The organism is Romboutsia sp. LXY-2, from assembly GCF_056171995.1.
The window spans coordinates 1-21,901 of the sequence record NZ_JBKFGI010000014.1 but is presented as its reverse complement, the minus strand read 5'-3'; the positions used below and the strand labels follow the sequence as shown (position 1 = coordinate 21,901).

Annotated in this window: 21 protein-coding genes; 19 read left to right on the top strand and 2 right to left on the bottom strand. The window is 29.0% G+C overall.

The window, feature by feature from the left end; genetic code table 11:
* Positions 1–4: 4 nt before the first annotated feature.
* The 3 genes from ACI48P_RS18245 (at position 5) to ACI48P_RS18235 (ending at position 3,519) form a co-directional block, all read left to right on the top strand.
* Positions 5–760 (top strand): ATP-binding cassette domain-containing protein, encoded by a 756-nt coding sequence (locus tag ACI48P_RS18245; RefSeq protein WP_475218385.1) that lies wholly within the window; start codon positions 5–7, stop codon positions 758–760.
* A complete protein-coding gene (locus tag ACI48P_RS18240) occupies positions 757–1,506 on the top strand; it encodes an ABC transporter permease (RefSeq protein WP_475218383.1) in 750 nt (249 codons plus the stop codon). The genes ACI48P_RS18245 and ACI48P_RS18240 overlap by 4 nt, the downstream gene beginning before the upstream one ends.
* 69 nt (positions 1,507–1,575) lie before the next feature.
* The gene (locus tag ACI48P_RS18235) at positions 1,576–3,519 is read left to right on the top strand and encodes a peptidase U32 family protein (protein ID WP_475218382.1); all 1,944 of its coding nucleotides are present in this window, start codon (positions 1,576–1,578) and stop codon (positions 3,517–3,519) included.
* Positions 3,520–3,567: 48 nt separating this feature from the next.
* Here the strand turns inward: ACI48P_RS18235 and ACI48P_RS18230 are convergent, their stop codons facing one another.
* Together ACI48P_RS18230 and ACI48P_RS18225 are read right to left on the bottom strand one after the other, a co-directional pair.
* Positions 3,568–4,080 (bottom strand): Gx transporter family protein, encoded by a 513-nt coding sequence (locus ACI48P_RS18230; protein ID WP_475218381.1) that lies wholly within the window; start codon positions 4,078–4,080, stop codon positions 3,568–3,570.
* A gap of 38 nt (positions 4,081–4,118) precedes the next feature.
* The gene (locus tag ACI48P_RS18225; protein ID WP_475218379.1) at positions 4,119–4,511 is read right to left on the bottom strand and encodes a NusG domain II-containing protein; all 393 of its coding nucleotides are present in this window, start codon (positions 4,509–4,511) and stop codon (positions 4,119–4,121) included.
* A gap of 219 nt (positions 4,512–4,730) precedes the next feature.
* On the opposite strand from ACI48P_RS18225, the gene ACI48P_RS18220 reads away from it, so the two are divergent.
* The 16 genes from ACI48P_RS18220 to ACI48P_RS18145 all read left to right on the top strand — a co-directional run bounded on the left by ACI48P_RS18220 (position 4,731) and on the right by ACI48P_RS18145 (position 21,474).
* Entirely contained in the window at positions 4,731–5,219 is a 489-nt protein-coding gene (locus tag ACI48P_RS18220; protein WP_475218377.1) for a hypothetical protein, read from the top strand.
* Between the two features lie 265 nt (positions 5,220–5,484).
* Entirely contained in the window at positions 5,485–6,030 is a 546-nt protein-coding gene (locus ACI48P_RS18215; RefSeq protein ID WP_475218375.1) for a hypothetical protein, read from the top strand.
* A 106-nt stretch (positions 6,031–6,136) separates the two neighbouring features.
* Positions 6,137–6,790, top strand: a complete 654-nt coding sequence (locus ACI48P_RS18210; protein ID WP_475218373.1) for an RNA polymerase subunit sigma — start codon at positions 6,137–6,139, stop codon at positions 6,788–6,790.
* 4 nt (positions 6,791–6,794) lie between these two features.
* A complete protein-coding gene (locus ACI48P_RS18205) occupies positions 6,795–7,772 on the top strand; it encodes an anti-sigma factor domain-containing protein (RefSeq protein WP_475218371.1) in 978 nt (325 codons plus the stop codon).
* A gap of 225 nt (positions 7,773–7,997) precedes the next feature.
* Positions 7,998–8,180: a hypothetical protein gene (locus ACI48P_RS18200; protein ID WP_475218370.1), complete on the top strand. Its 183-nt coding sequence runs from the start codon at positions 7,998–8,000 to the stop codon at positions 8,178–8,180.
* Positions 8,181–8,348: 168 nt separating this feature from the next.
* Complete coding sequence (locus tag ACI48P_RS18195) at positions 8,349–9,278, top strand: hypothetical protein (RefSeq protein ID WP_475218369.1); 930 nt, start codon at positions 8,349–8,351, stop codon at positions 9,276–9,278.
* Between the two features lie 385 nt (positions 9,279–9,663).
* On the top strand, positions 9,664–10,713 hold the full coding sequence (locus tag ACI48P_RS18190; RefSeq protein ID WP_475218368.1) for an FAD:protein FMN transferase: 1,050 nt from the start codon (positions 9,664–9,666) through the stop codon (positions 10,711–10,713).
* A gap of 31 nt (positions 10,714–10,744) precedes the next feature.
* Entirely contained in the window at positions 10,745–11,620 is an 876-nt protein-coding gene (locus ACI48P_RS18185; protein ID WP_475218366.1) for a LysR family transcriptional regulator, read from the top strand.
* A gap of 23 nt (positions 11,621–11,643) precedes the next feature.
* Positions 11,644–12,585 carry a 1,4-dihydroxy-2-naphthoate polyprenyltransferase gene (locus ACI48P_RS18180; RefSeq protein WP_475218364.1) on the top strand — a complete coding sequence of 314 codons (942 nt, stop codon included), beginning with the start codon at positions 11,644–11,646 and terminating at the stop codon, positions 12,583–12,585.
* 264 nt (positions 12,586–12,849) lie between these two features.
* Positions 12,850–14,778, top strand: coding sequence for an FAD-dependent oxidoreductase (locus ACI48P_RS18175; RefSeq protein WP_475218362.1), 1,929 nt, complete (start codon positions 12,850–12,852; stop codon positions 14,776–14,778).
* 115 nt (positions 14,779–14,893) lie between these two features.
* On the top strand, positions 14,894–15,862 hold the full coding sequence (locus tag ACI48P_RS18170) for a polyprenyl synthetase family protein (RefSeq protein WP_475218360.1): 969 nt from the start codon (positions 14,894–14,896) through the stop codon (positions 15,860–15,862).
* 78 nt (positions 15,863–15,940) lie between these two features.
* Entirely contained in the window at positions 15,941–16,624 is a 684-nt protein-coding gene (locus ACI48P_RS18165; RefSeq protein WP_475218358.1) for an HAD family hydrolase, read from the top strand.
* Between the two features lie 224 nt (positions 16,625–16,848).
* On the top strand, positions 16,849–18,486 hold the full coding sequence (hcp, locus tag ACI48P_RS18160; protein ID WP_475218356.1) for a hydroxylamine reductase: 1,638 nt from the start codon (positions 16,849–16,851) through the stop codon (positions 18,484–18,486).
* A gap of 82 nt (positions 18,487–18,568) precedes the next feature.
* Positions 18,569–19,213 carry a hypothetical protein gene (locus ACI48P_RS18155; protein ID WP_475218355.1) on the top strand — a complete coding sequence of 215 codons (645 nt, stop codon included), beginning with the start codon at positions 18,569–18,571 and terminating at the stop codon, positions 19,211–19,213.
* A gap of 56 nt (positions 19,214–19,269) precedes the next feature.
* Positions 19,270–19,452: a DUF1858 domain-containing protein gene (locus ACI48P_RS18150; protein WP_475218354.1), complete on the top strand. Its 183-nt coding sequence runs from the start codon at positions 19,270–19,272 to the stop codon at positions 19,450–19,452.
* Positions 19,453–19,614: 162 nt separating this feature from the next.
* Positions 19,615–21,474: a sigma 54-interacting transcriptional regulator gene (locus ACI48P_RS18145; RefSeq protein WP_475218352.1), complete on the top strand. Its 1,860-nt coding sequence runs from the start codon at positions 19,615–19,617 to the stop codon at positions 21,472–21,474.
* Positions 21,475–21,901 lie beyond the last annotated feature (427 nt).

Genomic DNA, 21,901 nt, shown 5'->3' with positions numbered 1-21,901 from the left:
GAAAATGATACAGATAAAAAACTTATCTGTTTTCTATGAAAGTAAAAAAGAAAAAGTAAAGGCTCTAGGACCTATAAGCATAGATATAGATGATGAGGATATATGTGCAATAATAGGTCCTTCGGGTTGTGGGAAAACCACTTTATTAAATACATTAGCAGGAATAATAAAAAACTATGAGGGTGAGGTTCTTTTAGATAACAAAGAGCTTAACCCTCATAGTCATAATATAGGGGTTATTCCACAAAACTTTGGACTATTACCATGGAAAACAGTAGAAGAAAATTGTTTATTGCCATTTAAAATAAAGAAAACTAAAGTAGAAAAAGAAATTTTAGACAAAATGGACTCTATTTTAAAAAGGTTAAACATAGAGCATTTAAAAAAAAGATATCCAGGAGAATTAAGTGGGGGGCAAAAACAAAGAGTGTCCATAGTTAGAAGTTTTTTAATAAATCCAGATTTATTATTAATGGATGAGGCATTTTCAGCACTTGATGCAATAATTAGGGAAGAGGCACAAGCACTATTTTTAGAAATATGGAATGAAAACAAGAGAAATACTTTCTTTGTAACACATAGTATAGACGAAGCAATATACATGGGGAAAAAAATAATAATAATGTCTAACACACCAGGCGAGATAGTAAAGGTTATAGACAATAGATTATTTAATGATAAAGAATATAAAAATCATGAAGACTACTCAAAAACATTTACTCAAATAAAGAATTTAATAAAAAGTGGGTGGGATAAGTGAGAGAATTAAAGAATATATGGACTTTTATTAAAGGGTTTCTATTATTAAACATAGCATGGTATGTATTAGCAATATTATTAAATTCAAAAATAGTACCAATGCCTCATGAAGTATATATTGAATTGCCAACTATTATGAAGGATGGATTTTATAGTCATATAAGTGCTAGTTTATACAGAGTAAGTATTGGACTTATTATATCTTTTGTAATAGGTATATCGATAGGGCTATTACTAGGATATTCAAAAAAGGCAAATCAACTTTTAAATCCACTATTATATTTTACATATCCAGCGCCTAAAATGGCACTATTGCCAGTGGCTATGACTATATTTGGCCTTGGTGATGGTTCAAAAATAATGATGATAGTACTAATTACCGTATTTACAGTTATAGTGTGTGTAAGAGATGCAGTAGCTAACGTTCTTAAGGAAAGCTACAATCCTCTAATAAGCTTAGGTGCAAGTAAAATACAGTTGTTTTATCATGTAACATTACCTGCTATATTACCTGAGATACTTACGAATATTAGGTTATGTCTAGGAACAGCCCTTTCAATACTATTCTTCTCAGAAGCCTATGGAACAAATCTAGGAGTAGGATATTTTATCCAAGATGCTTGGACTAGAATTGACTATATAGATATGTATGCAGGAATAGTAGTTCTTAGTGTGATAGGTATGGCATTATTTATATTATTAGATTTTATTGAAAGTATAGCATGTAGATGGAGAAAATATAGCTAACAAATAGTTAATATATACTAGTTTCTAAAGATAAATATTAAAAAAGAGGTTTTTAAAAGGGGAAGTAAAATGAGATATTTTAAAAATAAAGAAGTAGAGTTATTAGCGCCAGTGGGGACTTTTGAAGGATTTAAACAAATTGTTAACTCTAAATGTGATGCATTATATTTAGGTGGACAAGATTTAAACATGAGAATGTTAAGGCAAGGCTATAACTTTACTAATGTAGAAATAGAAGAAGCAGTAAAAATAGCACATAATCTAGACAAAAAAGTATTTGTAACAGTAAACAATTTAATATCACAAGAAGAATTAAGTAAAGCACATGAGTTTCTAGGGTTTTTAGACAAAGCGAATGTAGATGCTGTTATAGTACAAGATATGGCATTGCTTAAATATATAAATGAAAACAAGCTAAACTATGATATACATGCATCAGTTACATTAAATACTCACAACATAGAAACTACTAAAGCATTAAAAGAAAATAGAGTATGTAGAATAGTACCATCTACAACAATAGACCTTAAAACTATGAAATACATACAAGAAGTAACAGGAATAGAAGTAGAAGCCTTTATACATGGGCATTTATGTCATGCACAAGGGCCATCTTGTTATTATAGTTCTATGTTGTTTGGAATGAGTAGACTAAGAGGGCGTTGTTTAAAGCCATGTATGTGGGACTATAACATAAAGAAAGATGGAAACATATATCCTACTACGTATCCCTTAGTTACAAAAGATGTTTCATTATATGAGTATATACCAGAGCTTATTGAAAATAATGTGATGTCATTTAAGGTAGAAGGACGTATGAAGGACCCTAATCATATAACAGAGATAGTAAATTTATATGGTGATGCTATAGATAGATATTTAGAAGACCCGTTAAAGTATGATAGAAAAAAAGACTACGATAAATTAACACAATTTGGAACTAAAATATATTCAGCCGGATTTGCATTTGAAAACCCAGGGAATGATTATTTTACAAATAAAAAAGATGAAAAGATATTTAGTAATTCTACACAAATGCACGGGTTAAAAGAACATAGAGTAGAAAAAGTAAATGAAAGATTAAGAGAAATAAAAAAAGTAAATAATAGAGAAGCTAAGTTAGCTGTAAAAGTATCTACAGCTAAGCAGGCAAAAGTAGCTATAGAAAATAATGTAGATAGATTATATATATCATTAGAACATTTTAATAATGATTCAGGAGTAGGAGTAAAAGATATAATAGATCTATGTAAAAATAAAAAATCTACAAAAATATATTTAGCTATGCCTAGAATGATGGATGAACTAGACTTTGACAATACAGAACATGCACTTAAATCTTTAGAAGAATATGTCGATGGTATAGTAGCTACTAACATAGGTGCTATAAATAAGTTTAAAGAGCATGAAGTTGTTTGTGATTTTCCGATGAATGCATTGAACTCAGAATCATACGAATTTTTTAAGCAACAGGGTAGTGATATAATTACACTTCCAATAGATACTAATTTAGATGATTTATGTGATTTATTATCTAATATAGATGGAAATACAGAAATGGTAGTTCATGGATTAGTAAGTATAATATATTCTGATATAAATCTATATGAAATAATAAATAACATAGAACCAAGTGGTAAAGAAGATAATAAATATTTACCAAATGATATACTAACATTCAAATCAGAAAAAGAAGAATGTGGGGCATATTTAGACCAAAAGAATAAGACTCATTTAGTAAATAGCAAAGAAATTTGTTTATATTATATATTAGAATCTCTATATAACAATGGAGTGAATGGCTTTAGAATAGAAGGTATGTTTTATGATGAAGAACATTTAGACAAAGTTATTGATAAATACAAAATAGCTATGAACTGTTTAAATGAAAGAACTAAATTAGAGGAATTTGATATAAAGCCATTACATGGAGAATATACAATGAGCTCTTTAAATTTCAACAAGCCAAATAAATATTTTATGAATGTAAAAAAACTACAAGAAAATTTATAATAAAAAATCCCCAATCGTTATATAGTACTATTGGGGATTTTATTATATTTAATTATTGGCACTAGAAGTAATATTATTTCTGAAATAAGGTAACTTAGTTAAATGAGATATAATATAGTTTGCTGATAAACCAACAAATATTCCAGTAACTATACCTGCTAATGATAATAGCGGTAAATATAAGAATACATTAAAGTTATTAAGTATTAAAGAAGCAACAAATAATTGTCCTACATTATGAAATACTGCACCAGCAGCACTTACACCGATTATTGAAACATTTTTACCTCCAAGTTCTTTAACAAGAACTATAACTATAAAACTTAAAAGACCTCCAGCAGCACTGTATAATAACATTGATACACTGCTTCCAAGAAGTGTTGAAAGAACAATCCTAAGAATTAATATAGTAAATGAATCTTTATAGTTATCTAATGTGTATACTGATATCATAATTACCAAGTTTGCAAGACCTAATTTTGCACCAGGAGTTACAAAAGGAACCGGAATCATTCTTTCTATTATAGATAATATTAGTGCAAGAGACACTAATAACGCCATATATACCATTTTAGATGTCTTATTTAATCTCATATTTATTAGTATGAAAGTATCATATCTGAATCGTTACTTTCTTCTCCTTTTATTTCTATTATTAATTCATGAGGAAGGCAGATAATACTTTGTCCAACCTTAGATATAACACCTTGTTTTACACAAAGATCATCATGACAATCAGCTTCTGTTATCTGTATAGTGTTTCCTTTAATAACAATAGTATTGTTACCATGATCAGTTTCTACAACGAGTGTTTGCTCACCATTTTTTTCTGATAAAGGTATATCTTTATAAACTTTTCCTGAAATTTTGATGTTAGCATAGGTTGAAGAATAATCTTTAGACCATGTTTTTGCAAAAATAAGGTGTGGTGTAAAGGATAAACCAATTAGTAACACTATAATAACAACGTCTAGTTTTTTCAAAGTCTTCATCAAAATTTTCTCCTTACAAATATATATTAATTAACTGTAAATCTAATTATACTACTAATTGCATTTTAAGGCATAATAATATGTAATGGCAATACAATAAATTTATGCAATATAAAAAAAAACTATTGGCGATATTGTTAAAAACTAAATACAATTAACTTGTAAAGTAAATATTTAACAAAAATAATATTTTATGGGGAGAAAATAGGGGGAATTGTAATGAAAAGAAAATTATTAGCTGGATTATGTGTGGGGATGTTAACTTTATCACTAGTTGGGTGTTCATCTAGCGATGATAAGAAAGAAGAGACAGGAAGTGAAAAACCACCAGTAGAAGAAAGTAAAGGATTCACAGGGGAAAAAACAGTTGAAACTAAGTATGATGCTGAAAAACCAGATATGGTTGTAACTACTGTAGAATTTAAGGATGGAGAACCAGTAGGTGTAAATATAGATATAAAGCAAGAAGATGGAAGTATGAAGTCGGAATTATCTGAAAAAGGTGAATATGTAATGAAAGAAGGGGAAGAACATGCTTGGCATGAGCAAATAGACCTTCTTGAACAATATATTATTGATAATAAATTTGACTTAGACAAAGTAACTTTGAGTGATGATGAAGGTCATACAGATGCAGTATCTGGAGTTACTATAAAAGTACCTGCATATGTTGACGGTGTAAAAGAAGCTTTAGAACAAGTTAAATAATATAGATTATAAGGACTATAGATTTTTATCTATAGTCTTTTTTGATTACAATGGAATTAGGATACTTTAAAATCTAGTTTCTTTTTTTTATAAGCTCATCTGATGTTTGATAGTCTAGAGATTTTTAAGGTATATAATTTAGTGTAAAAAAATTATGAAAAAAAATTAAAAAAGGACCTAAAAATAAAATTCTTGTTGTATATATTAGTGCAAAATGAAAAATAAAAGAAAATTAAAAAGGTATATATAATAGGAGGATTAAAAAATGAAAAGATTAATAGTAGTATTAGCAGTAGCTACAGCAGTGGGAGGTACTATATTAGGAGGTGTGGCTGTAACTCAAGCAAGTGCAGCCGAAAAAGAAGTAGTTGGAAAGATAGAGAAAGAATTAGATAATATGTTAAGCGGAAATAAAGAAGTAAGCTTAAACTGGGAAGATGAATTAGATGAAAAATATGGAGATGACTGGGAAGATAGGTTAGGGAAAAAATATGGAAACAACTGGGGAGATAAATTCAAAACAGAGCTAGCTAAAATAAATCCACAGCTATTAGATGATAAAGATGATGAGTATGATGATAAAGATGACCATGATGAGAAGAATGATGATAAAGATGATAAGCGTGATGATAAAGACGACCATAATGACAAGTATGACGATAAAGATGATAAGTATGATGATAAAGACGACAAAGATGATAAGTATGACGATAAAGATGATAAAGATGACTATGATGACGTAGATGACGACAATGATCAAGATGATGATGATGACGATAATGATCAAGATGATGATAACGACAATGACTAATATTAAATTTAAGTTAAATTCATAAAAACTCCTAAATTAGGAGTTTTTATATATTATAATAGTTAGGCATCATAGTATTTTATAAAAAAAGGAAGGAAATTAAACATTGAATGAGAATACCCTTAAAGAAACAGATATAAATATTTTGATTGAGTCTCATATGCCTTTTATAATTAAAACTATATCGAAAATTACAAAGAGGTATGTATCTATAGAAAATGACGAGGAGCTGAGCATAGCGCTATTAGCTTTTGATGAAGCTGTTAAAAAGTATAGTGATGATAGAGGTCCTTTTTTACCTTTTGCTCAATTAGTTATAAGTAGTAGATTAAAGAATCATTTTAAAAAAGAGAGAAGCAAATATCTTAAAGTATCCCTAGATAATTTAGAAGAAGAGGGCATACAGTTAAGTGATGAATTGAAAAATCCTGTAGATGATAAGAGGCTTTTAATTGAAGAGATAGAGTCATTAAAGCAGGAAATCAATTCATTTGGATTTACATTGGATGATTTGGCTGAGGAGGCACCAAAACACTCAGACACTAGAAAAAATGCTATAAGTATATCTAAGAAAGTTAGTAAAGATGAGCCACTTACAGATTTTATGTTTGAGAAGAAAAGATTGCCTATCAGGCAAATTTCATTAAAATATACAGTAACTGAAAAAATTATTAAAGGAAGCAAAAAATTTATCATAACAGGAATCATAATTTTTTATAAAAATTTCAGGAACTTAACATTATGGGTAAAAGGTAGGTAGAGTTATGTGGTTTAAAGGAATAATAATGGAACTTAAAGATAACTATGCCATAGTAATGAAATCAGATTCTAGTATGGTAAAAGTTAAGCTTAAAGGTAATATGAGTGTTGGAGATGTACTTGTTTTCTTAGAAGATGATATATATGTAAGTCGTGAAAATAAGAGTATTAAGAATAAAATGTTTGTAACAATACTGTCAATAGCAGCAGCCTTAGCGTTGGTTATATTACCAGTTATTAATACTATAAATAGTAGAGATTACGCATTGGTTTCTTTAGATATTAATCCAAGTATTCAATTTAAATTAGACAAAAATCAAAAAATCGTAAGCGCTAGAGCGTTTAACCAAGATGGCATAGAGCTTGATTTACAAGGATTAAAAGGATTAAATTTAGAAGATGGATTAACAATATTAAATGAAAAGTTACAAGCTAATGGATATACTATTAAGGATGATAAAATTATAGTAGGATTTGCATTCTTAAGCAAAAAAGAAGATATGGCTTATGAAAAAGATGTTAAAAATAAAGTATATAAATCATTTAAGAATTCGAAGATTATATACTTAAAAGGAAATAAAAAAGATAGTAAAGCTGCAGAGGAAAAAGGCATAAGTCTAGGTAGATATGAAGCTATTTTAAAGATAGATGATGATGATTTAGAAAAGAAAATAGAGAATATGTCTGTGGAAGAGATACTGGGATTACTAAATAATAAGAGTATTAAACTAGATAAAGATTTAAGAGAAGAGCTAGAAGATGCATTGGATGATAAAACAGATAATGAATTATATGAGGATGATTTAGATAATAATATAGAAGATACTGATGATAATGATGAAGTAGAAACAATCTCAAATCCAAAAAATGAATACAATAGTAGTAATGAGTATAATAATAGTCAAAATTATAATGATAATAGTGATGATGATGATGACAATGACCGTGATGATGATAACGATGATGACGATGATGATGATTAATAATTAAAGTTATCACGGTAGAATATATGACAATAAGAAAAAGAGCGCTAAAAAGGCAATGTCATTTAGTTAAGAAAATAATATTTATAGTTCTTTGAAGAGAAAGGTATAAAAATGTACCTTTCTTTTTGTGCGTTAAGCATTTTTACGGATCCGATAGGTTGAAAGAAATCATATCGCCAAACCAACAGGAAGAGAATCCCGTAAGTAAGGGGGTCGATGGTAATGGTAAGTCTAAAGGAAGCAGAAGTGGGAATATGGAACAGAATGAAAGTGAACCAGTGGTTGGTTATTAGAGTGGGCAACCTTACAAAAATGAAGAGTACATTTCTTTATTTTAGCAATGAATTATGTTGTGTTATATTTTATAGAAGTATTAAGCAAATAGGGTGTCTATACGTTATATGATAATTAACAAACAAAATATGCTGTAGAAATTAAAACTATTCTGTCACTAATAGCAATATAATAAATTTATACTATATAAATTTTTTCTATTATGCTAAATTGGAAAAACGTTATATAATGAGTTTATAAATAAATATTTAACAAAATTATTTTGGAGGGAATATTATCATGAAAAGAAAATTATTAGCAGGATTATGTGTAAGTATGTTAACTTTATCACTAGTTGGTTGTTCATCAAGTGATGACAAGAAAGAGGATGCAGGAAGTGAAAAGCCACCAGTAGAAGAAAGTAAAGGATTTACTGGAGAAAAAACAGTAGAAACTAAATATGAAGAAGGTAAGGCTGATATGGTCGTTACTACTATAAAGTTTGAAAACGGAGCACCAGTTGATGTTAAAATAGACGTTAAAACAGAAGATGGAAAAATGAAGAAAGAACTTTCTGAAGCAGGAGATTATGTAATGGCAAACGAAACAGCTCCATGGCATGAACAAATGGCAGCTTTAGAAAAGTTTATAATAGAAAATGATTTCGATTTAGATAAAATAACTTTAAGTGATGCTGATGGTCACACAGATGCAGTATCTGGTGTAACTATAAAAGTACCGGGTTACTTAGAAGGGGTTAAAGCTTGCTTAGCTGCTGCTAAAGAAGGAGATGAAGTAGATGCTGTAGGTACAGCTTCTTTACCAGCAAACTTAGTTGAATTTGAAAAAGGTATAGCTGCAGATGGAAGATGGATAGTTACTCCAGTTGCTGATATTACTTCTGACAAAGAGTTAGTAATAGATGGTGAATTCTACAAGAAAGATGACAAAGCTAATGGAGTTTACAGAAAAATAGGATTATATGCACAAGATGCTGATAAGAATATAACAGCTGAATACACAGTAACAGCTCCAAAGATAGTTGTTAAGAGTGAAAATACTAACTTTGTAAATGGAACTATAAAAGGTGACTTATATGTAGAAGCTAAAGGTGTTCTATTAAAGAACACTAAAGTAGAAGGTAATGTATACTTCGCTAACGAAGATGCTAAAGCTTCATTCGTAATGGAAGAAGAAGCTTCAGTTTCAGGAGTTCAAGAAGTTAAGTAATAAATATTAACCCATATTGTTTTTAGAAAGACTACGGATATATCTGTAGTCTTTTTATTTTATCAATATATAAATTAATAAATAAAAAATATATATAAAATACATAATTTCTACACATTTATAAGATAGAATTAATTTAAAAGAAGAAAAACTATTGCTGACATTGTTCGATAAAAAACTAACATACAATTTATTTTATATCTAACGTACGGTTAGGTATAAGACATAAGTTTTAAAAATACTTTATCTATAATGAACTCTATAATTGGCTGGTAAACGATACCATGAAAATTAAGTAAAAGGTATTATAATTTATTTGTAAAAAGTATGACTTTATACATTTTAGTGGTTAGGTTGATAAAAACTTAATAAGAAGGAGGCAGTTATGAAAAAGAAATTATTTAGTATTATAATGACAATGATTTTAGTTTTTAGCTTAGTTGGATGTTCTAATGATAAGAAAGAAGTAGAAGAAACACCAGCTGAACCTATGTCTAGAACAGAAATATTTATGGGGACTGTAGTAAAGGTTACTTTATATGATGGTCAAAGTGAAGAAACCATAGACAAAGTATTTGATAGAGTTGTAGAAATAGAGGATCTAGTTAGTATAAATAAGGAAGGTACAGAACTAGATGAACTGAACAATAATGCAGGAAAGAGTAGCGTTAAGTTAAGTGATACAAGTTATGAAATAATTGAAAAAGGAGTAGAATATTCTAAGTTAGCAGAAGGTGGATATGATTTAACGATAGGACCTTTAGTTAAATTGTGGAGTATTGGATTACCTGAAGCAAAAGTTCCAACAGAAAAAGAAATACAAGAAACAACAAAACTTATTGATTATTCAAAAGTCCAGCTAAATCCTGAGACTAAGGAAGCATACTTAAGTGAAGAAGGTATGCTAATAGACCTTGGCAGTATAGCCAAAGGGTATGCAGCAGATGAGATTGTTAAAATCTTAAAAGAAGAAGGTGTAACTCAAGCTATAGTTGATTTAGGTGGAAATATATTTGCGATGGGATTAAAAGAAGGTAATAAAAACTGGAAAATAGGAATTCAAAATCCATTTGATAATAGAGGAAGTGTAGTTGGAAGTGTTCAAGTTACAGATAAGTCTGTAGTTACAAGTGGTATTTATGAAAGGTTTTTAGAAAAGGATGGAGTTAAATATCATCATATATTAAATCCAAGAACAGGATATCCATATGAAACAGATATAGTAGGTGTTTCTATTATAGCAGATAAATCTATAGATGCAGACGCTTTATCAACGTTAGTGTTTACAAAAGGTATAGAAGAAGGTATTAAATTTGTTGAAAAATTAGATGGAGTAGACGCTATATTTATAAATAAAGATAATGAAGTTTATATAACAGATGGTTTAAAGGATAATTTTAAGATGATAAACGAAAGCTTTAAATTAATGAATTAATAAAAATACTAATTAGAGGGGGCGAGATGCAATGAGAATTAGTAGTCTGAAATATTTTTACGAAGTAGCAGAGTTAAAAAGTATATCTAAAGTATCAAATAATCTACACATATCTCAGCCAGCATTAAGTCATCAGTTGTCGAAAATCGAAAAAGAGCTTGGCGTAAAGCTTTTTGAAAGAAGTAATAGAGGTGTTGAGTTAACTGACAAAGGTCAAGTTTTATATAACTATGCAAAGCAGATATTATTCTTACATAATAATTTAATAGAAGAATTAGAGGAAGAAAGCTTTGTAAAACAAGAAATAAAAATTAATATTTCTAGCACATGTGCAAACTTTGCTATGGAAGCAATAGCTAAAGATATAGGACGAATCTTTAAAAATATCAATGTAAATATTAATAATAATAGAGAGAGTAATGATAAAGCGCTATTGTTACATGGTAGATCTGATGTGGTATTAGGGTGCAATGAAATAGATGATCCAGATTTAATATGCAGTAGAGTAGGTAGTGATAGGTTAATATTAGTTTGTAATGAATATGTTGAATGTCATGAAAGAAAGAATTTATCAATAGCAATACTTGATGATAGCTTTAATATGGCATTAGAGCATATAGAAAAACTTAATCCAGCCAACATATGCTTAAGAACTGATTCATTAGATGTAATAAAATCTTACTTGAAAAACGATGGTGTTGGTGCAATAGTGCCAAGAATAGCTGTTGAAAAAGAGTTAAAAGACGGTAAATTAGTAGAGTTATGTGCAGTTGCATATTCTATGGAATATGATTTATTTATGACATATAGAAAAGATATAGATGCTAGTTTAAAGAAGAAAATAAAAGCATTTAAAAGTGAAATAGAAAAAGTTTTGAAAACTGATGCAGTTGAAGTAGAAAATTAGTTTGGTGATAAAAGGAGGTATGTATGGGCTTAAAGGCATACTTAGCTTTTGTGGAATTGCCGACTAAAATAGCTAGTGTAATTCCTTTTTTTATGGGTGTTGTATATAGCATTTATAGGTATGGAAAGATAGATTTAATGAATTTATTTATAATGTTCATATCCATGATAAGTTTTGATATGGCTACTACTGCTATAAATAACTATTGCGACTATAAAAATGAGATAAAGCATCTAAAAGGTGATTATAAAGGAAGAAATGCTATGTTTGTCTATAATATTTCTTCTAAAGTAGGACTATTTACTATAGCTATTTTATTAGTAATAGCAACGATTTTAGGAATTATACTTACATTTAGAACTAATTTATTGGTGTTAGTATTAGGTATGATATGTTTCTTTATAGGTATTTTTTACACATTTGGACCAATACCAATATCACGAATGCCTCTTGGTGAGGTTTTTTCAGGAATATTTATGGGTTTATTTATCCCGTTTTTAACTATATATGTTAGTAATTATACTAATGGTGACTTTGGTATATTTATTGATGGTTATATACTTTCAGCTAGATTTAATATACTTGAGGCTATGGCAATAGGTATGATAACTATCCCTCTAATTGGAGGAATTGCAAATATAATGCTTGCAAATAATATTTGCGACTTAGAGGAGGATATTAAAGTTGGAAGATATACATTACCATATTACATAGGTAAAGAAAGGGCAATAAAACTATATAAATATATTTATTATCTGGGATATGTTATTACATTAATAGCTGTTTTTATTAAAATGCTACCTATGTCTTCTGTTTTATTCTTACTAAGTTTAATTGTAGTACAGAAAAATATTAAGATATTTGAAGAAAAGCAAATAAAATCAGAGACATTTATTACAGCTGTTAAAAACTTTACTGTGATAGGCATTATTTACATTTTTACTATGGCTATTGGTTTAATATAAGATTAACGATATTAGCTATTTAAAATATTTATATAACATAGAAAATCATCTTAGATAATTGAAAATAATAATGGAATCACTAAAAGTTATTTTGGTTAAAATCTAGTTATTACAAGGCTTACACAGATTGTGTTGGGTTTTGATAAGCAAAAAAAATGGAGTTTTAGCCGAGTAGACGATATTAATTATTAACGTTATAATAATAACGTAACAAGCAATTATAATAATATTTAATCAAATTTAAATAAGAAGTGGGGGAACAGTATGTCAACTAGAATAGTTATTTTAGGTGCTGGATACGCAGGTATACATGCAGCTAAAAAGTTAGCAAAGAAATACAAGAAAAATAATGAAGTAGAAATAACTTTAATAGACAAAAATCCTTATCATACATTAATGACAGAGTTACATGAGGTTGCTGGAGGAAGAGTTCCAGAGGAATCAGTTAAGGTTGAGTTATATAGAATATTTAGTAGAACAAAAGTTAATGTTGTTGTAGACTATATAGAAAACGTTGATTCTGATAAACAAGTTGTAAAAACAACTAATGGAGAATTTAAATACGACTACTTAATGATAGGTATGGGTAGTGAACCAGCATTCTTTGGGGTTCCTGGAGTTAAAGAGCATGGGTTTACGTTATGGTCTTTAGAAGATGCTCTTGAAATAAAAGCTCATATAAAAGATAGAGTAAAAGAAGCATCTTATGAAAGAAATGCTGAGAAGAGAAAGAAAATGCTTACTTTTGTAGTAGCAGGTTCAGGATTCACTGGTATAGAAATGGCTGGAGAATTACTAGAATGGAAAGCTACATTAGCAAGAGAATATAGAGTAGATGAAAGTGAAATAAGATTATTAGTAGTTGAAGCAATGTCAACTATACTAAACATGTTAGATAGAAAACAAGCTGATAAAGCTGAAAAGTACATGATAAAGCATGGAGTAGAGGTACTAAAAGACTCTCCAATAGTTGAAGTAACAGACTCTTCGATAACACTTAAAGATGGAACTGTTATACCAACAGAAACATTAATATGGACTTGCGGTATACAAGCTAATCAAGATTTAAATGAGTTAGAAGTTCAAAAAGCTAGAGCAGGAAGATATGCTACTAACAAATATATGCAAGCTGAAGGTAAAGAAAATATTTATGTAGTAGGAGATCTTGCATATGTAGAAGTAGAAGCAGGTCAAGGAAATCCTCAAATAGTTGAAGCTGCGGAACAAACAGGAGCAACTGCTGCTAAAAATATAATAGCTTCTATGGAAAAGAAAGAAAAAGTAGAATTTAAGCCTAACTATCATGGTTTCATGGTATCTATAGGTGGAAGATACGGTGTTGCAAACTTAATGGGAATTAAGTTATCTGGATTCTTCGCAATGGTTATGAAACACATAATAAACATGTATTACTTATTTGGAATAAACAATGTACATTCAGTTTATAACTACTTACAACATGAATTCTTCGGTATGAAGGAAAGAAGATGTATAATGAGAGGTCACTTATCATCTAAAGGAAATAGATTATGGTTATTACCTTTAAGAGTTTATATAGGATGTTTATGGTTAATAGAAGGTTTAAAGAAACTTGTTGGTGAAGGAACTTGGGATGCAGCATTTGAAGCAGCTAAAGCAGGGTCTGGAATTGGTGAATATTTCTCAAATTTATTTGCTAACCTATCAATAGGTGCAGATAGCTGGGTAAGAATGGGCAACGTAAAAATGCCATTTGAATGGTTACGAGAAACTACTTCAGGAGCTTCTCAAGCAGTTGAAGGAGCGACAGAATGGGCAGATCCAATATTCGCTACTATGCCAAAGTTCTTTGAAAAGATTATGGAAGTATTTATGCCAACTCCTGAAGTTGCTGTTTGGGCTCAAAGAGCAGCAGTATTTACTGAAATAGCAATAGGTTTATGTCTAATAGTTGGATTATTTACTTTCATAGCAGCAGCAGCTTCTTCAGGTATGACTGTAGTGTTTACATTATCAGCAATGGCTGGATGGGAAATTTTATGGTTTACATTTGGTGGAATAGCATTAATGTGTGGTGCTGGTAGAACATTTGGTTTAGATTACTATGTAATGCCTTGGATTAATAATCTGGTAGGCAACTTCTGGATGGGCAAGAGAAGACCAGTATATGATGTTCATGGAAACAATAAACCACTAGCATCAAAAGCAAAATAGTTGTAAAATAGAGTGGGGATATTATAAGTATCCCTGCTTTTTTAAATATAAGGAAATTAAATAATTAATAGCAACATGTGAATTAGCATTCTATAGATGAAGTGAGGGGATTAAAATGAGTAAATTCTGGAGCGAATATCCCGTAATTGATAAAGAAATCGAAGCGGTAAAAGAACTTATAAGTAAAAATGCAAAATGTAAGGACAAGGTAATAGAAAATAGTATAGTAGAGCTATTGAACTCTGGTGGTAAAATGCTAAGACCTGCATTTACAATTTTAGCATCAAAATTTGGTGATTATAATGAAGAAAGAGCTCGTGCATTAGCTTCTGTAATGGAAATGTTCCATATGGCAACCCTTGTACATGATGACATAATAGATGAAGCTAAATACAGAAGGGGCAAAGAAACTATACAATCAAAGTATGGTAAAAATTATGCTGTTTATATAGGAGATTATTTATTCTGTTTATGTTTTAGAATACTAGCTACAACTTCTTCAATAGAAAGAGGTATAGAAGTTGATACTCAAGTTATGTCTAGAATATGTATGGGAGAAATTGAACAGTTAAACTCGAAGTTTAAAAAAGCTGTTTCTGTTAAAAACTACTTAAAGAGAACATCTGGTAAAACTGCGGAATTATTTTCTTTAAGTTTATATATAGGTGCAGCAGAAAGTAATTGCGATAAGAAGACTTGTAGATTATTCTGGAATATTGGTCACAACATAGGTATGGCATTCCAAATAATAGATGATATATTAGACTATGTATCAACTAATGAAGTTTTAGGTAAGCAAGCTGGAAAAGATCTTTTAGAGGGTATATATACATTGCCTTTAATCCTAGCTATGGAAAATAATCCAAAAGCTTTCGATAATGTTTTAAAAGAAGATGGGTATACTGAAGAAGAAGTTAATGAAATAATTAATCTTGTTAAAGAAAATGGTGGTATAGATAAAGCTATGAAAATAGCTCAAAAGTACTCTAAAAAAGCATTTAGAGATATTAATAAACTACCATATAATGAATATAAAGAAGTATTATTAGATGTAGCAACAAAGTTATTAGAAAGAAATTATTAATAAAATTATAAATTAATCGTCCTAATTATTCTTAGGGCGATTTTTTTGATATAATTTAAGTAAAAAAGGAGAAGGTATATGTATAAATGTGTAATATTTGACTTAGATGGAACATTAGTTGATTCAATTAATGCAATTGCTTATACAACAAACTTAACTCTACAAAAATATAATTTAGGACCAATAGATGTAGAAGAATACAAGCATCTTATAGGGGATGGATATAAGTTATTAATAGAGCGTGCTTTAAAAATATGTGGAGACACTGAATTAGAAAACTATGAAGATGCGCTAAATACATATTTAGAATTATTTAAAATTCATTGTATGCATGAAGTTAAGGCATATGAAGGAATATTTGATATGCTTAAATATCTAAAAGAAAATAGTATAAAAATAGCGGTGCTTTCTAATAAGCCGCATGAAAGAACTATAGATAATGTATATGGTATATTTGGAAAAGAATATTTTGATAGGGTTGCAGGAGAAAAAAGTGGAGTAAAAAGAAAGCCTGACAAAGAAGGTGCAATATTAACAGCTAATGATCTGGAAGTAGACCCTAAGGATTGTTTGTATATAGGAGATACAAATACGGATATGAAAACTGGTATTGCGGCAGGTATGGATACTGTTGGAGTAACTTGGGGGTTTAGAGATAGAGAAGAACTTCGATCTTATAACCCGAGATATATTGTAGACCATCCAAAAGATATAGTAGGGATATTTGAAAATAGCAGGATTATAAGCAGTGCAACAAATTAATTTATTAAGCTTAACTCTTATTTATATGAGGTATTAATAATATCAACAAAAATTAATATTATAAACAATAAAGACTACAGTATTATTATGCTGTAGTCTTTTATATTGAAAATAATTATAAAATGATAATTATTTTTATTAAGTGTAACCTATGTTACAGAAAATAGTCCTAAATTGATTTATTATTAGTACATAAGTTAAATAAATACTTGGAGGGAATACAAATGGAAAATAAAATGTTTTGTTATCAATGTCAAGAAACTGCAGGATGCACAGGATGTACAAAGTTTGGTGTATGTGGAAAATCACCAGACTTAGCAAGAATGCAAGACTTATTAATATATGCAACAAAAGGATTAAGTGAGGTTACAACAAGATTAAGAGAAGAAGGTAAAAAAATATCTTCAGAAGTTAACCATTTAATAACAATAAACTTATTTACAACAATAACAAATGCAAACTTTGATGATGTAATATTCTACGAAAGAGTTAAAGAAACATTAAAAGTCAAAGAAGAATTATTAAGCTCTTTAGATAATAAAGAAAGCTTATCACAAGCAGCTTTATGGAATGCAACAAATAACGAAGAAATGGATGAAAAATCATCAAAGGTTGGTGTATTATCTACCGAAAATGAAGATGTTAGAAGTTTAAGAGAACTAATAATATATGGATTAAAAGGAATGTCAGCATACATGAAGCATGCAAATGCATTGGGATATGATGATGATACTGTAAATGCTTTTATGCAAAGTACTTTAGCTAAAACATTAGATAATAACTTATCTATAGATGAACTAATAGCGTTAACTCTAGAGACGGGTAAAGTTGGAGTAGATGGTATGGCACTACTTGACTCTGCTAATACTGGAACTTACGGAAATCCAGAAATAACTAAGGTAAATATAGGTGTTAGAAATAACCCAGGTATATTAGTATCAGGACATGATTTAAAGGATTTAGAACTGTTATTAAAGCAAACAGAAGGAACAGGAGTAGATGTTTATACTCATTCAGAAATGCTACCAGCTCACTACTATCCAGCATTTAAGAAATACTCTCACTTTGCAGGAAACTACGGAAATGCATGGTGGAAACAAAAAGAAGAATTTGAAAGCTTCAATGGACCAATATTAATGACTACAAACTGTATAGTACCACCAAAGGATAGCTACAAGGATAGACTATACACTACTGGAGCAGCAGGATTTGTAGGATGTACTCATATTAAAGGTGAATCAGAAGATAATAAAGATTTCTCTGAAATAATTGAGCATGCTAAAAAGTGTCAATCACCAGTAGAAATAGAAACAGGAGAAATAATCGGTGGATTTGCACATAACCAAGTATTTGCATTAGCAGATCAAGTTGTAGAAGCTGTTAAGAGTGGAGCAATAAAGAAATTCTTCGTAATGGCGGGATGTGATGGTAGATCTAAATCAAGAGACTACTATACTGATTTTGCAAAAGCTCTTCCACAAGATACAGTAATACTTACTGCAGGATGTGCAAAATATAAGTATAATAAATTACCATTAGGAGATATAAATGGAATACCGAGAGTATTAGATGCTGGACAATGTAATGACTCATATTCATTAGCATTAATAGCATTAAAGCTTAAAGAGGTATTTGAATTACAAGATATAAATGAATTACCAATAGCATTTAACATTGCATGGTATGAACAAAAAGCTGTAATAGTATTATTATCATTACTATACTTAGGAGTAAAAAATATACACCTAGGACCTACATTACCAGCTTTCCTATCACCAAATGTTGCGAAGGTATTAGTTGAGAACTTTGGAATAGGTGGAATAACAAACGTTGAAGACGATTTAAAAATGTTCTTAGGATAATAAAAAATAATAAGCAGTAATATTTTATTATTAACTGCTAAGGGCATAATAAACTTATATTAATAAACTAAGGAGAATAAATATGAGCGCATTTTTAGCACCAATACACACATGGTTATTTAATAAAATATTACTTGCACAAGAATTAGAGCAAAATATAGTAAAATTACATTCTAATAAATATGGAAAAGATATATATGATATTCAAGATGAAGCAGTATGTATTTATGGTGATTATTTACAAAATAAACCATTAGAAGATTTAATAAATGTAAATAATATTCATGGATGGCTTCAAGAAAGAATAAAAGAAGTTGAAAGTAGAAGTTCGTATATAATAACTAGATGCTTTGAAAAGTATAATGATGAAAGTAAAAATCTTACAAAAGAAGCTTATGTTTCTCAAGCAAAAGAATGTGCTAAAAGAGATAATAATAAAACTTCTTTACCTGAGGATGTTTATATATCTTTAAATAACTATATATTAGCAGGTATGCCTTGTGATAGAGCAAACTCTATAATAGAAAAAAATGAAGATTTTATTGTATATGAACAAAATAACGCAATATACAAAAACAACTTTGAATCAGGGAAAGCTAATCTAGAATATATGAGTGAACTTCAGGAATTATGGGTAAAGACTTTTGTAGAAAGTGTAGAACCTAAATACTCATATGAAGCATCAAAACATGGAGATGTTTCTAAAAATCAAATAATTAAAGCATAGTATAATAAGCAGAGTTAGGTTAATATAAAAGCTATTCTATAAGGGAGGATAATATAATGATAACTAAGGAATCAATAATTGCAGATATAATAAAAGAAAAACCACAAGCAGTAGAAATATTAATGGCTTTCGGTATGGGATGTGTTGGATGTCCTTCAGCTCAAATGGAAACTTTAGAACAAGCATGTTTTATACATGGATTAAACTTAGATGAAGTTTTAGCTAAAATAAACGGATAATAACAATTAAGACTATAGGTGAGTAATCTCATCTATAGTTTTTTTTGCATATAAGGCATTTTTAGTGTTTTAATTTATGGTGGAGTATTTATTATATTATTGAAATTAATGTATAATAGATTTTATATATTGGGAAAACTTGAAAATAGATAGGAGGTATTTATGGGCAATTCAATTATATTTATATTAAGTGACCATACTATCAGCGAATATGTACGTGTAGTTTTAGCTAATAAAAAAATTAATATAAAAGTATATGAAGCATCAGGCGAAGAGGTACTAAAATTAGCAAGAGAAAAAATAAATAATGGAACAAAGATAATTATTTCTAGGGGCGGAACAGCAGAGATGCTTAGAAATAATCTAGATATACATATAATAGATATGAAGTATACATATTATGATTTTGCAAATCCAGTAGAAAAGGCATTATCATATTCTGATAAGATTGCAGTATTAGGATTTCCATATCTTATTGAGCGATTTAATTCTTATAAAAACAAGACAAATTATAGTATAGAAACAGTAACACTAAACTTTAGCGACCGAGTTCATAGTGATATAGAAATAGAATTAAATAATCTAAGAAATAATGGGGTTGAAGTAGTATTAGGAGGATACCTTGCTGTAGATGCTGCAAAAAGACATGGCTTCAAAGGTATATATCTTGGAGTAGATATTGAATCTATATTAGAATCTGTTAAAGAAGCGGAGTACAATTTAAGAATAGAACAAGAAAGAGAAAAGAGATACAATTCTATAGAATCTATATTAAACTGTGTATCTGAAGGATTAATAGCAACAGACCCAAAAGGCAGAATAACACATATTAATAAGCCTGCAAAAAAAATGTTAGGTATAACTTTTAGTACAAAATGGGTTATGAAATATATAAGTAAGTTTATCAATTTAGATAATATGATGCAAAAACTAGAAGATGATAGAGAAATAGTTAATGAGGTTATACAGATAAATGGAGTGTACTTAGGATTAAATGCAAATGTTATAAATCTAGAAAAAGAAATAATAGGATTTGTAATAACCCTACAAGATATAGATAAGATCCAACGGTTAGAACAAAAAATGAGAAAAGAGATAATTACTAAAGGGCATTATGCAAAAAGAACCTTTGAAAATATTATTGGAAACAGTGACTCAATAATTAATACTATTAATAAAGCAAAAAAATATGCTTCAACTGAAAGTACAATACTAATATTAGGAGAAACTGGTACAGGGAAAGAGTTGTTTGCTCAAAGTATACACAACTTTAGTAATAGATCTGAGAACCCATTTGTTGCTATAAACTGTGCAGCTCTACCTGAAAACATACTAGAAAGTGAATTATTTGGATATGTAAAAGGAGCATTCACAGGAGCTAAATCAGAAGGTAAAGCTGGTATTTTTGAGATTGCTCATAAAGGAACTATATTTTTAGATGAGATAGGTGAAGTTTCTCTTCAAATGCAGTCTAAATTACTAAGGGTATTACAGGAAAAAGAAATTGTACGTATAGGGGATGACAAAGTAATAAATGTAGATATACGTATAATTGCAGCAAGCAATAAGGATTTAGAATTGGAAGTTGAAAAAGGGAACTTTAGAGAGGATTTATATTATAGATTAGGTGTATTAATATTAAATCTACCTCCTTTAAGATATAGAGAAAATGATATTATGCTAATATTAGAAAATATGCTATTAAATAAAAATATAGAAAAAATTACTCCTAAAGCGATAGAAATATTACAAAGTCATCAATGGAAAGGGAATATTAGAGAGTTATATAATGTAGCAGAGAGAATAAATGTATTGTGTGACAATAATATTGTAGATGAAGATCTTGTTATGGAAGCTATAAATATAAAGAAGTACAATCCTAAACATAAAGACAGTACAGTAGCACAAATTGAATTAGATCATATACATAGTGTGCTTAGGCAAGTGAATGGAAATAAAAAAGAAGCAGCTAGATTATTAGGAATAAGTACAAGTACTTTATGGAGAAAACTAAAAGATTAAATTAATGACATTGCATTTCAAAATGATATGCAATGTCATTTTATTTTGAAATTGTGATAAGTTGATATATCTAATAATTAGAAAACTTAAGATATTAATGTGGAAAATTAAATATTTACATAAAATTAATAATGTTAAAATTAGGGGTAAATTAGCATCTTAGGATTGTTATTGAAATGAATTTAAATAAAAAAAGAAAGTTGGCATGGATATTGCTTAATAGAAATATGGATTTATTTTGAACATTATATATGCAAAGTAATGTTATTTTTTAAATATTTAAAATCATGGAAGAGAGGGTCTTAAATGAGTAAGTTAAAAATAACTGAAACTGCCTTAAGAGATGGACATCAATCTCTAATGGCAACAAGGTTAACAACAGAAGAAATGATACCTATCCTTGAAACTATGGATAAGGTTGGATATC

What these genes read in the sequence shown, in the direction of transcription:
- ACI48P_RS18145 (WP_475218352.1), top strand. Translation starts at nt 19,615, where the DNA reads ATGGGCAATTCAATTATATTTATATTAAGTGACCATACTATCAGCGAA.
- ACI48P_RS18185 (WP_475218366.1), top strand. Translation starts at nt 10,745, where the DNA reads ATGAGAATTAGTAGTCTGAAATATTTTTACGAAGTAGCAGAGTTAAAA.
- ACI48P_RS18225 (WP_475218379.1), bottom strand. Translation starts at nt 4,511, where the DNA reads ATGAAGACTTTGAAAAAACTAGACGTTGTTATTATAGTGTTACTAATT.
- ACI48P_RS18190 (WP_475218368.1), top strand. Translation starts at nt 9,664, where the DNA reads ATGAAAAAGAAATTATTTAGTATTATAATGACAATGATTTTAGTTTTT.
- ACI48P_RS18230 (WP_475218381.1), bottom strand. Translation starts at nt 4,080, where the DNA reads ATGGCGTTATTAGTGTCTCTTGCACTAATATTATCTATAATAGAAAGA.
- ACI48P_RS18205 (WP_475218371.1), top strand. Translation starts at nt 6,795, where the DNA reads ATGTGGTTTAAAGGAATAATAATGGAACTTAAAGATAACTATGCCATA.
- ACI48P_RS18165 (WP_475218358.1), top strand. Translation starts at nt 15,941, where the DNA reads ATGTATAAATGTGTAATATTTGACTTAGATGGAACATTAGTTGATTCA.
- ACI48P_RS18170 (WP_475218360.1), top strand. Translation starts at nt 14,894, where the DNA reads ATGAGTAAATTCTGGAGCGAATATCCCGTAATTGATAAAGAAATCGAA.
- ACI48P_RS18175 (WP_475218362.1), top strand. Translation starts at nt 12,850, where the DNA reads ATGTCAACTAGAATAGTTATTTTAGGTGCTGGATACGCAGGTATACAT.
- hcp (WP_475218356.1), top strand. Translation starts at nt 16,849, where the DNA reads ATGGAAAATAAAATGTTTTGTTATCAATGTCAAGAAACTGCAGGATGC.
- ACI48P_RS18215 (WP_475218375.1), top strand. Translation starts at nt 5,485, where the DNA reads ATGAAAAGATTAATAGTAGTATTAGCAGTAGCTACAGCAGTGGGAGGT.
- ACI48P_RS18180 (WP_475218364.1), top strand. Translation starts at nt 11,644, where the DNA reads ATGGGCTTAAAGGCATACTTAGCTTTTGTGGAATTGCCGACTAAAATA.
- ACI48P_RS18245 (WP_475218385.1), top strand. Translation starts at nt 5, where the DNA reads ATGATACAGATAAAAAACTTATCTGTTTTCTATGAAAGTAAAAAAGAA.
- ACI48P_RS18150 (WP_475218354.1), top strand. Translation starts at nt 19,270, where the DNA reads ATGATAACTAAGGAATCAATAATTGCAGATATAATAAAAGAAAAACCA.
- ACI48P_RS18220 (WP_475218377.1), top strand. Translation starts at nt 4,731, where the DNA reads ATGAAAAGAAAATTATTAGCTGGATTATGTGTGGGGATGTTAACTTTA.
- ACI48P_RS18155 (WP_475218355.1), top strand. Translation starts at nt 18,569, where the DNA reads ATGAGCGCATTTTTAGCACCAATACACACATGGTTATTTAATAAAATA.
- ACI48P_RS18235 (WP_475218382.1), top strand. Translation starts at nt 1,576, where the DNA reads ATGAGATATTTTAAAAATAAAGAAGTAGAGTTATTAGCGCCAGTGGGG.
- ACI48P_RS18195 (WP_475218369.1), top strand. Translation starts at nt 8,349, where the DNA reads ATGAAAAGAAAATTATTAGCAGGATTATGTGTAAGTATGTTAACTTTA.
- ACI48P_RS18200 (WP_475218370.1), top strand. Translation starts at nt 7,998, where the DNA reads ATGGTAAGTCTAAAGGAAGCAGAAGTGGGAATATGGAACAGAATGAAA.